Below are 11,808 nucleotides of genomic sequence, written 5' to 3'. Positions count from 1 at the left end.
TCATATATTTGATCCATTTTTCGGTTACGGGTTTGCGTATCTCTATATTGTCGCCGACGGAAAGTCCAGAAACATCAGTTACCGTCAAACGATATGAACCGGCAGGGATGTACTTGTCAGTCACCTTTATGCTTTTTTCATCCGGAGCAGCTTCGCCTAAACGATTACCCGCACGTTGGCGGATGCCGTTATTCACCACGATTGCCGTATGCTTATCTCCGGTCATGACGATAACGCTTCCACTCGGATCACTTCCGCTACCGCGTAATACGACGCCATCCGTCATTATCTGAAGAGAACGGTTACATACGTAACGTCCCGGTGCCAGTAGAACTGCCCCCCGAAAGCCATCGGCATCTTTGGGAAGTGCGGAAACCATATCAATGGCTTTTTGAATATAATCCGTGCAATCTTCATTTTCTCCTAAAGGATGTACGGTCAGTTTTGCCGGAACGTATGGCAAGGTTACACCACCGCCTTTATATCCGGCATGTGAAAAGTCGATAATCCGGTCACCTCTCTTAGTAGTTTTATACACTAACTTTCCGTTAGCATCCGAATAAACCCACTGGCTTTTGCCTGTCGGTTCCTGCCCCATAACGGATAAGGGGAAAAGAAGGCATAGTAGATAATAAATGTTCTTCATTCTTTGTTTTATTTTCAGATTTACACTTTGTATTCCAACAATAGACAAAAGTAGGCAAAGGCAATAAATAGCATTATAACTAATGTCTCAAATTCTATAATTAATATCTATTAATTATAGAATTTGAGAGAATAAAGTATCCACTCAGGGATTTTCATGGCAGAAGAGTTAACGAAGGATTATTTTATCCGTATGATGATAACGCCGTTCGCTCCTTTCATACCGTACTCAGAACCATCTTTTTTTATTTCGACTTCTCGTATATCTTCTACTGACACTGCATTATTGGCTTCCTCCAATGAATTATATTCGGTTCCGCCTACAATGAAAAGCGGTTCGGTACTGAGGGCAAAAGATGAACTTCCCCGTATTGAAGCCTTCATTTGTCCGTTTGAATAATTAATCTGCAATCCGGCAATATTACCTCGCAGCAAATCTATTAAATTGTTGACGTCTAATTGCCGGATTCTCTCATAAGTGATAATATTGCTATTATAGGTTTGTTCCGGTATTTCCTGATACATGCAGGTAATCGTTTTGTCATTCGTGGCATAGCGCAATGAATTCTTCCCTAGATGTATGGTATAGGTTGGAATTCCCGACATAGGCACATAAGCCACCAACTTCCTGTTAGGATATACCAACAGTGTATCGCCTGTTTTCACATTATCCAGTTCAAATATACCTTTTGATGAAGTGGAAAGCATCTTCATGCGCCCCTTTACCCGCATTTTTATCTTTTTGGCCGGTTTACCCTTTTCATTCAAGATAACTCCTGCCACATTGTCCTGTGCTGTTCCCACCAGTGAAATCAGAATAGCTGATAATAAAATCAGAATACGATGTTTCATATCTTTATAATATTAATAAAAAGAGAGAATATTCAAACACAATGTGTATGTCCAATATTCTCTCCTTTTTCGATGAATGAAATTGATTATTTATCTTTCACGAGGTTCGGCTGTGCAGATTGTACCGTTATCAAATACAAATAGATTATCGGCAAAAATAACGACTTTGTTGTCCAATCCGAAACCAGAACGGGATACATAATACTGATCCTGTACACTAGCTAACGCACTGCTCTCAAAATATTTCTTGCCATCATAGTAAATAATGAATTTCTTATTTGCATCGATTGATACCGCAATAGTTTTGAAAGCATCCTTTTTAAACTTAAAGTTTGCCGTATCCGTACCTTCATCTATTGTAATATCTTCCGTCTTTCCTGTTGTCACATTGGTTGTTGTATAAGTTGCTTTCCATGCTCCTGTTTTGGGATAGGTCGTAAAGCATGCCTTAGTTACATAAAACGTGGCATTATTGATACGGGCAAATTCAATACGGATCTCTGCAAAATTATTATCTGAAGGACAAGCATTTACTGCATAGTCCACTTGTGTGGAGAAAGGAACAGATACATTATCCCAGCTACGGGCAAAACGTCCGTCAGCTTTAGTGGAAGTTAATTTAACCGCACCATTCGTTCCCTTATTAGCGTCAAATGCTACTGTCATAGATGCATTAGACCAGCCTTCATTATAATAAGGAGTCTCAAAGTTAGAGTAAAACAGTTCGTCCAGTACTGTCATTTTGGAACGACGGGTTTCTTTCTTACCACCACATTTCACCGTGCACCAAATTTCATAAGTTCCGGCTTCATTCGGAGCTTTCCATACATTCTCAAATAGTCCTTGAGGATTTGTCATGCTTCCACCATCGCATCCCCATTCATAACTAACATCTGTATCATCACTGAGTTCGGCAGAAACAAATACTTTCACCACATCATTGCGGCAAAATTTTGTGCCGAAAGTGTTCAATGAAACAATATTTACACTGTCATCGTCTGAACAGGAAGTGAAGATCACACATATTAATATAGCAATATTGAATACTAGTTTTTTCATACGTTTCTATATTATTAATTTATTCTTGACCCAAAAAATATCTCGATGGGCGAGGTTGCCACCAGTCAGATACATGGATATAACCATCACGTGCATGAATGTTAGTGGTGCGGCAACTACCGGAAGATGCAGCTAACAATCCTCTAAAATTCCATTCAAAATTATTCAATTGAAGCGGCAGGTTACGGTCATGTCCGGCCTTGACACACATTACTGCAGTATCTCCTTGAAGTGTCTGACCATCTTTGTTATAGGAAAAGCTACCTTCTCCATAAGTCCCAATCCAACGGTCCGAAGAATCTATATTAAAATATGACCATTCTCCTCTTACAATATGATAAGTCAGCAATTCTTTTACCACTTTCTTGTCATATTGCTCCCACGCAGTAGCAGCTGCGGCTTCCGTAGCTCCTGGAAGCATCACCGGATTTTTCTTCCAAAAACAGTTATCCCCACTGCTAAGAGCGCTATTGGTCAGCAATATATGCGTATTTCCTGCTTCTTTATACAAGTCTTCAATTCCTGCATACTGAATACCTTCAATTAAAGAACTGAATATATCAGGACGGCTCTGGATAAATTCCCAGATTGTCATATTTACCTTATTATCCGCTTTTTTTGCTTCATATTCCTCGTTGCTTTGAAAATCAAGGTCAAACAAGGTGCATGAACTCAGTGAAATGCAAAATAAGGCCAGACTTATAAAATATCTAAAGATTTTCATATTCATTATTGTTTAAAACATTATTGTTATTCTTCATAAGGTTTATTCTGTTGCCCTCTCATAGATGGGTTCTTACGGAATACATCCTGATTCAGAGGCCACAAAATTCTGCCGTAACCGCCAATCTGATTAGCTTCTTTCTCAGCACCAATAACAAAACCTTCCGGAATTCTCTGATCACCCAAGTCTTCATTCTGCAAATATGGATCTAAATATTCTTTTACCATATCATTGCGTACCAAATCAAACCAACGTTTACCTTCTGCCCAAAGCTCAATGGTACGTTCATCGATAATCAACTTAATCAAATCTTTTTCGGTTGGGTAATCCTCTAAAACTGCAGTATTTTCCCAACCTGCACGTTCACGTATTTGATTGACGATATTAATCGCGCCTTGATAATCTTTATGCGTACCTAATACTAAAGCTTCAGCTTTTAGCAACAAGATATCTGCTAAGCGATAAATTGGCATATGGGTAGAACATGATCCGTTAGCAACATAGGAATATCCGGGCCTGCCATCATTAGCAGTTGCTCCGTATTCTGTGAATTTCGGGCATTTAATCTGGAAATTAGCGGCATTACCATAATCACCGTTCATTGCTTTTTCATACGATTCGTCTATCATCTCGTCAGGAGTAATGAAATAGCTGATAGCAAATGTATCCATAATCATAGTGACGCGATTATCTTCTCTCTTACGGGATACCAATTCCTTATAATATGCCTTTGTCGGATGATATCGGATCGTGTTTGAACCTGACGCAAGTTCCTGAGCATATCCAAAGCCGTTGCTGTCTTCTTCATAGTTCCAGAAAAGATTGAATATCATTTCTTTAGAACTTGATGGATTCAAAAACATACTGGAATAGGTAGATGCCGGTTCAAGACTATATTTATAGTTTGTCAGTAAGTCATTAGCAGCTACGAGCGCTTTGTCATATTCCTTATACCACATCAATACATCTACACGCAATGCCATAATAGCTCCGCGGTTTAAATAGTACTTACTGGCACTGGACATATCTGTAGAAGCACCAATATGTTCTAATGCTTTCTCTATATCTTCCAGAATAAAAGCTTTCAATTCTTCTACAGAAGTTCTTCCATAATATCGTTCCTGCGAAGAGACATCTTCCATGGGTTCAGTGATTTTAGGTACACCTCCCCATACACGTATAGCATAAAAATACATCAATGCACGCATTGCATAAGCCTGACCTAAATATGGAGCAGATACAGAACTGCCTATAGGGCTGGTGGGAATATGCTTAATAGCCGCATTCGCACGATAAATTGTTTTATAAAGATCACTCCAACTGGAAGAGCCCGACTGAGAATTCAAACCATTGTATAGTAAGTTACGGTCGTAAGCCGTACCACGTTCTGCATATACACCGGAACGAAGTTCGCCCCAATAGAACCAGTTTGTACGTAAGGTAGATTGCAGACCGTCATACATACCTGCATTCCAGGTTTTCAAATCCTGTTCCGAAGTCCAGAAAGTTTCGCCCGACAATGAACTTTCGGGTTGTCTGTCTAAGAAATTCTCACAAGAAGTGAGCAGCAGACTGACACCAGCGATCAGTAAATATTTTAATCTTTTCATAAGTTGTTACAAGTTAAAAGTTAACATTTAGTCCGAAACCAATTTCTCTTGCAGTAGGATATCGTCCGTTATCAATACCCGGACGCAACACATTGCTATTGGAAATACTTGACGGATCAAATCCTTTGTATTTTGTCCAAGTCAGAAGGTTGTTTCCATATACATACAACTGAAGATCGGAAATATGGAATCGTTTGATAAGATTACGGTCAACCCTATAAGCTAAACGAGTATTTGTAAGGCGAATATAGTCGCCATCTTCCAGGAAGAAAGAAGAAAGTTCACGTGCATTGTTTACACCAGTTGTTGCTTTGGCACTACTATAAACTTCTGTTATTTGTCCTTGATATTTCCACAAACGATAACAGTCTCTTGCTAATGGAGTCATATTCGATGATGAATTTTGTAACAGGTCACGGCGTTGTTTATTATAAATCTTGTTGCCAAAACTTCCATAGAACGAGAAGGATAATGAAAAATTCTTGTAATTCAAATAGTTAGTCCATCCCATATACCATGTAGGCATACCATTACCCAAAATACGTCTGTCCGAATCGCCAATTACACCATCATGATCCAAATCATCCCAGATTATATCACCACCTTTGCTCACCGAACCAGCGGTAGTCATTTGACCTACATCACCTGCATATTTCTGACCACCTTTTGTCTCATAGTGTGAGAAAATGGGCTTACCGTTAGAACCATAAATATAGTTATTATAGTTATTCGGATCTCTTTGATACACAGGAATCAAGCGGTCACCAAATGAACCGTCGCTATTCTTGATATATGCATTTGCTTCATCTGTGGCATAAATACCCAAGGCTTTTTGGCCGAACCATTGTCCCAAAGGCGAACCTTCTTCAATTAAGTATTTACCATCTTCCACAAAGCTCTTGCCTTCCGATAGCTTTAATACTTTATTCTTGTTTTTAGTATAGGTAAGAGTGGTCTGCCATGAAAAATCACGAAGCTGAACAGGAGTTGCATTTATTGTCAGCTCAATACCTTTATTCTCAATATTACCCATATTGACACGCATACTACTAACACCTAATTCTGAAGGGATAACTTCATCGGCCAACAAATCTTTAGTCTTCTTGATATAATATTCTGCCACTAAAGAAACTCGTCCGTCAAGTAATGTTACATCCAAACCAATATTAGTTTGTTCCGTCGATTCCCAACTCAAATCAAGGTTGGCCAACTTATCCGTTTGAGTAACTCCGATGACGCCATTATAATATGAACCAATATTATATTGGTTAATTGATTCATAGTTACCTACACGTTCATTACCATTTGTACCCCAGCTAAGTCTGAATTTAGCATCAGTCAGTACAGGTTTTGCCCAGTCAAAGAAGAATTCATCAGAAGCACGCCATGCAACAGATGCAGACGGGAATAATCCCCAACGGTTACCAACAAAACGTGAAGAACCATCATAACGAAGATTTGACGTAAATATATATTTTCCTTTATAACTATAGTTTACACGTCCGAAAAAAGATGCCATAGCATGACTTTCATAAGTAGTCTTAGTTTTTGTCAGGTCTTTCACCTGCTGAGCGTTAGAAGTAAGGATCGATTCTGATACATAATCGCTACCTTCTAAGTGAAATGTTTCATCACGCCAATCCTCGACACTGGTACCGAACATAGCGCCTACTGAATGATCTTTGAAATCTCTGGCAAAGTTAATGTAAGTTTCCGCAGATAATTTGCGAGGGATTTTTGCATCATTAGAACCGGAACTGATGCCTGAAGAAACTAAATCTCCACGGATCAACTGGTCATTACGGTTAACTTTCAATTCACCCTGTACATTGGCAGACCAGATCAAGCCTTTCATAAGCTGAAATTCCGCTCCCTGATACAAAGAAACTGAGTAAGAAACACTTTTATTAACACGTTCATAAGCATCAGCTATCGGATTGAACTGACCGCCATTATTATATACATAAGATCCATCAGGAAAGTAAAGTGCCATTTGTGGCGGACGACGTAATGCCTGATTGATTACACCACCGGTATTGATGTTATTCTTATCAGTATAAGCCACATTGAAACGGCTCATTAATTTGAAACGATCCGACACAGCGAAATCAACGTTGGTTCTGGAAGTTACACGATTCAAATAACTATTTAGTACAATACCTTGCTCGTTCAAATAGCCAATACTTGTATAATAACTCATTTTATTCTTTGCACCACTGATATTAATATCAACCTGGTTGGAATGAGCCATACGGGTAATCAAATCCTGATAGTCATTATCAGCCATGAAGTTGGGATGCAAAGAGTCATTACTGGTTTTCCATAAAGAAGTTCCTGCATTACCGGCTCTTTCTTTCAAATAACGTTCAAATGCATTTGCCTGATCAATCTTATGTCCTAGCTTCTTCATTGAGTGGTTGTACTTCACTGAAATTCTGGCAGGAGCACCTTCTTTGCCACGTTTAGTACTGATGATAATTACACCAGCAGCCGAACGGGAACCATAAATAGCGGCTGAAGCAGCATCTTTCAAAATTTCCATGCTTTCAATGTCGGCAGGATTGATAGTAGAAATATTATCTACTGCCACACCGTCTACAATGTATAACGGAGTAACACCTGATCCCATAGTAGAAGCACCACGAATCAGCATAGTACCTGTATCCCCAGGAGCACCTGAGTTATTGGAAATCTGCAGACCGGACACTTCCCCCTGTAATGCTTGAAAGATATCAGTCGGTTGACGTTCTTCAATCGTTTTGGCATTTACAGTGGAGATAGCACCTGTCAAATCTCTCTTCTTTACCGTACCGTAACCTATGACTACAACTTCATCCAATGCCTGGGCGTCTTCCGTTAGTACTATATTCATTTTAGTACCCATTGCTACCTGCGTTGCATCCTTATATCCAATATAGCTAAATTTCAATGTAGCACCTTTGTTACATTTAATAGAGAAGTTACCATCAATATCAGTAATTGTCCCATTACTACCTTTCATAACGGAAACCGTTACTCCAATTAGAGGTTCCCCATTTTGATCGACAACCGTACCAGTTGTTGTTATTTCCTGAGCATATAGATTAAAACTCATAGAAAATGCAAACAGAACGAGGAAAAACCGCCATAACAGCGATTTCGATTTGTGTTCTTTCTTTTTCATTAAACTACTTTTTTTAATTAGACTTAAATTAACAAGGGATTTCACCTAGAATTCTTTTTGAGTTGTTCATAATAGATTGTTTTTACATAATATCAATACATCATTTTAAACTCTGTCTATGAAAAGCAGTTATTATTTTGATCTTGTGAAAAGAAAGAGATGGAAATAGTTTTTGCCCGTCACTACGGAACATGCTATTTACATATACATATTTGTTTTATAGATCGAACCTTGTTAAGAGTATTGAATTCTTTTTCCTTTCTTCAGCTTCAAAACTTGCGAGATAGTTTTCGGTAATAGCTAAATTGGAATGCCCAAGGCTTTCAGATATGTAGGAAATGTTGACACCACTGCGCTTTAATACAGTTGCAAATGAATGACGCGCTGAATAGGTCGTGACGCGTGGAATGCCTGTCTTATGGGAAATTTTATAAAGTATCTGATTACATTCAGTGACAACATCCCTTACCAGTTTTACTCTTTCAAACGGATTTTCTTTTCCGGTAGCGAAAGGAAAAATATAAGTTTCAGGTGACTTAGGTGGATTCCCCCATTTCTCTATTATCTTTTGCATCTCGGGCGTGATGACTGCATGGATAATCTTACTGTGTTTGGTGTTTCTGGCTGTTTTTGCACGTATGAAGCAGATTTCTCCATTGATGATATTGGAGTACTGTAAGTATAATAAATCACGAAAATTAATGCCATTACATAAATAAGAGAAGAACCACAGATCACGATAAATTTCAGTCTTTTGGGTTCCATCATTATAAGTAATAATTTTCTTTATTTCTTTCAGGTTTAATGCCAATTTGCGTCCACATCCAGTGGGTACTTCATACTTTCCTTTTCCAAAAGGATACTGACTTTCTTTGATGATACCATCTTTACGTGCTATATTGAGAATACATTTGAGATTTCTGAAATAAAATCCCATGCTGGAGTAGCTGATTCCTAATGCGGATAAGTGATGTTCAAAACGGTTTAACCAGTTGATGGTAATTTCATGAAAAGAAATGTGCTTTCCTGCAAACTGTTCTATTTTGTTTAATGAACCTTTATAAGACAGATAAGTATTGGCTTGTCCATTTTCCTTTAACTCCTCTAACTTCTTATGAAATAAAGCATTCACTGAAAAATCAGAATATCTACCTAAGCGTGCATTTAAGATGTCAAAATGAAATTCACCTTGAAAAGATAGAAATTCGACTTGCTGCCTGATTAAAGAAAAACTATTTTCGATGTTACGCCGTACTTCAGATAAGTGACGATTTTTGGTATGTGGTAATACTTCCCAGTCTCTAATAGAAACTTCTTGCCCGGTGGAGTAATATTTCTGTTTTCTGTTGTGGATAACTTGTACTTTTATGGGAAATAATCCATTCATCTTTTGTTTTCTTTTATCTAATACTGTGAGTACGGAAACTCCATCCTTAGAATATTTGTACATGGCTTTTTAAATTTGTTGGTTATTAACTATGAATTGAAACTGTATTTAGCAACATGCTATTTGCATACAAAGTTGATAAATAAGGTCCATATTAAAAGATATTTGAGACAGTATTAACAGAAACATAGATAATATTGATAATCGTCTATCTTTCTATTCCTTACTTTTGTAGTGCTAACAATTTAACAGAATAGTATGAAAAACAGATTTCTTATTTTATTGAGTTTTGTACTCATTGTGGGGCGAGATGTTGTTTGTGCAAATACCTCAATGGTGCGTGAGCGCATAAACATTAATCGTGACTGGCGTTATCAGATAGATGATCCGGATGGGGTAGGTGCTGCATTACATTACTCTAGACTAAAGCCTTATTTATTACCTTGTGCCAATGACTTTATTATATTTGGGAAGAGGTATCAGAGACCGGAAGGCAATCCGGGAGAAAATATAGCCTATGTAAAATCTGATTTTGATGATAGTGAATGGCGACATCTGAATTTACCCCATGATTGGGCTATTGAAGGGCCTTTCAATATTGACTATAACGGTTCGACTGGAAAGTTACCTTATTGGGGGATACGCTGGTATCGTAAAACACTGGAGTTATCGCAGGATGATGCCGGGAAACAAATTTATCTTGATATTGATGGGGCGATGTCATACGCTTCCGTGTGGTGTAACGGGCAATATGTGGGTGGATGGCCTTATGGCTATGCTTCTTTTCGTCTTGATCTGACACCTTATATAAAGGCCGGACAAAAGAATGTGTTGGCTATTCGATTGGATAATCCGGACGATACTTCACGTTGGTATCCGGGTAGTGGTATTTATCGGAATGTATGGTTAGTGAAAACGTCTCCTGTTCACGTGGAGCAATGGGGAACTTTTGTACGAAACCAGCAGGTTGATTCTGAAATTGCTGTTATGGAAATGGGAGTGAATATTGAGAATCATGCTGGAAAAGATGTTCAGGTAAAGTTGCAGACAAGTGTATATCTGCAAGGGAAAGATGGACGTCCTGTGGGGGAAGAGGTGACTCAAAGTATGACTAAGGATATTGCGATTAAAAAAGATAGCTGGTCGAGTGCCCGCTTTCAATTTAAAGTAGATAAACCGAAGTTGTGGGATATTGATACTCCGAATTGCTATGTAGCGGTCAGCCGGGTATTCATGGATGGAAAAGAAATGGATAGTTATGAAACTCCTTTTGGAATTCGTACAATTGAATTTACCCATAACCAAGGTTTCATGCTGAATGGACAAAAGGTAGCTATTAAAGGTGTGTGTATGCATCATGATTTGGGCGCTTTGGGCGCTGCTTTTAATGAAGTGGCTGCCGAAAGGCAGTTACGTATCATGAAAGAGATGGGTGCAAATGCCATTCGTACTTCACATAACCCACCGGCACCGGAGTTGGTTGCTCTCTGTGACCGTATGGGACTGATGATGCAGCTTGAATTAGCAGATACTTGGCAAAAAGGGAAACGCAAGAATGATTATAATCTTCTTTTTGATGATTGGAGTGAAGCAGATATGCGCTCGTTGGTACGTCATTATCGTAATCATCCTTCTGTAATTATGTGGAGTATAGGTAATGAAATGCCTGATCAGACGACTGATCAGGGAGTCATAATAGCTCGTAATCTGACAGCTTACTGTCACGATGAAGATCCTACACGGCCTACTTCTTTAGGGTGTAATAAGCGGGATGCTGTTTTCCGTGATATTGTGAATCAGGTGGATATATTTGGTCTGAACTATTTCCATAAAACTTATCCGGTTTTTAAAGAGCAGAATCCTACTCGCCGTTATCATGCCAGTGAAACTTCCTCTGCAACGAGTTCTCGTGGGGAATATTTCTTCCCTGTAACTACTGACGTTAACGATAGCCGTTCCGGCTTCCAGCTTTCATCATATGATATGATAACTATAGGATGGGGATGTGCTCCTGAGGTTCAATTTAAAATGAATGAAGAATATCCGTTTATGAGTGGTGAGTTTGTGTGGACCGGATTCGATTACTTGGGCGAACCTACTCCTTATAATAAAGACCTGACCAATTTGTTAAACTTCAGTGATCCGAATGAATTAGAAAAGGCTCGAAAGGAATTGGAAGAGTTAGGCAAAATTAAGACACCTTCCCGCAGTTCTTATTTTGGTATTGTCGATTTATGTGGTTTTCCGAAGGATCGTTATTACAACTATAAGAGTTATTGGCGTCCTGATGTGCCTACTGTGCATATATTGCCTCATTGGAACTGGCAAGAGCGGATTGGTGAAATAACTCCCGTTCATATTTATACTT

7 protein-coding genes and 1 pseudogene are annotated in these 11,808 nt (G+C 38.7%); 1 reads left to right on the top strand and 7 read right to left on the bottom strand.

From position 1 onward, the window contains the following. From BACCELL_RS23520 to BACCELL_RS23490, 7 genes and pseudogenes are all read right to left on the bottom strand, one after another. Window positions 1–646, bottom strand: a pseudogene (locus BACCELL_RS23520) (hypothetical protein); the annotation flags it as partial. 179 nt (window positions 647–825) lie between these two features. Further along, on the bottom strand, window positions 826–1,497 hold the full coding sequence (locus BACCELL_RS23515) for a TonB-dependent receptor plug domain-containing protein (RefSeq protein ID WP_007214633.1): 672 nt from the start codon (window positions 1,495–1,497) through the stop codon (window positions 826–828). Between the two features lie 90 nt (window positions 1,498–1,587). After that, window positions 1,588–2,556 carry a hypothetical protein gene (locus tag BACCELL_RS23510; RefSeq protein WP_007214632.1) on the bottom strand — a complete coding sequence of 323 codons (969 nt, stop codon included), beginning with the start codon at window positions 2,554–2,556 and terminating at the stop codon, window positions 1,588–1,590. A gap of 19 nt (window positions 2,557–2,575) precedes the next feature. After that, the gene (locus BACCELL_RS23505) at window positions 2,576–3,280 is read right to left on the bottom strand and encodes a hypothetical protein (protein WP_227071414.1); all 705 of its coding nucleotides are present in this window, start codon (window positions 3,278–3,280) and stop codon (window positions 2,576–2,578) included. Window positions 3,281–3,306: 26 nt separating this feature from the next. Next, a complete protein-coding gene (locus BACCELL_RS23500) occupies window positions 3,307–4,890 on the bottom strand; it encodes a RagB/SusD family nutrient uptake outer membrane protein (protein ID WP_007214630.1) in 1,584 nt (527 codons plus the stop codon). A 13-nt stretch (window positions 4,891–4,903) separates the two neighbouring features. Further along, on the bottom strand, window positions 4,904–8,053 hold the full coding sequence (locus tag BACCELL_RS23495) for a SusC/RagA family TonB-linked outer membrane protein (RefSeq protein WP_007214629.1): 3,150 nt from the start codon (window positions 8,051–8,053) through the stop codon (window positions 4,904–4,906). 217 nt (window positions 8,054–8,270) lie between these two features. Next, window positions 8,271–9,503 (bottom strand): site-specific integrase, encoded by a 1,233-nt coding sequence (locus tag BACCELL_RS23490; RefSeq protein ID WP_007214628.1) that lies wholly within the window; start codon window positions 9,501–9,503, stop codon window positions 8,271–8,273. A 195-nt stretch (window positions 9,504–9,698) separates the two neighbouring features. Here BACCELL_RS23490 and BACCELL_RS23485 point away from each other — a divergent pair. Continuing rightward, window positions 9,699–11,808: glycoside hydrolase family 2 (locus BACCELL_RS23485; RefSeq protein WP_007214627.1), on the top strand; the 2,110-nt coding region annotated here is incomplete at its 3' end.

The sequence above is a fragment of the Bacteroides cellulosilyticus DSM 14838 genome (assembly GCF_000158035.1).
Lineage (GTDB): Bacteria > Bacteroidota > Bacteroidia > Bacteroidales > Bacteroidaceae > Bacteroides > Bacteroides cellulosilyticus.
This window is presented reverse-complemented; position numbering and strand designations above follow the sequence as displayed.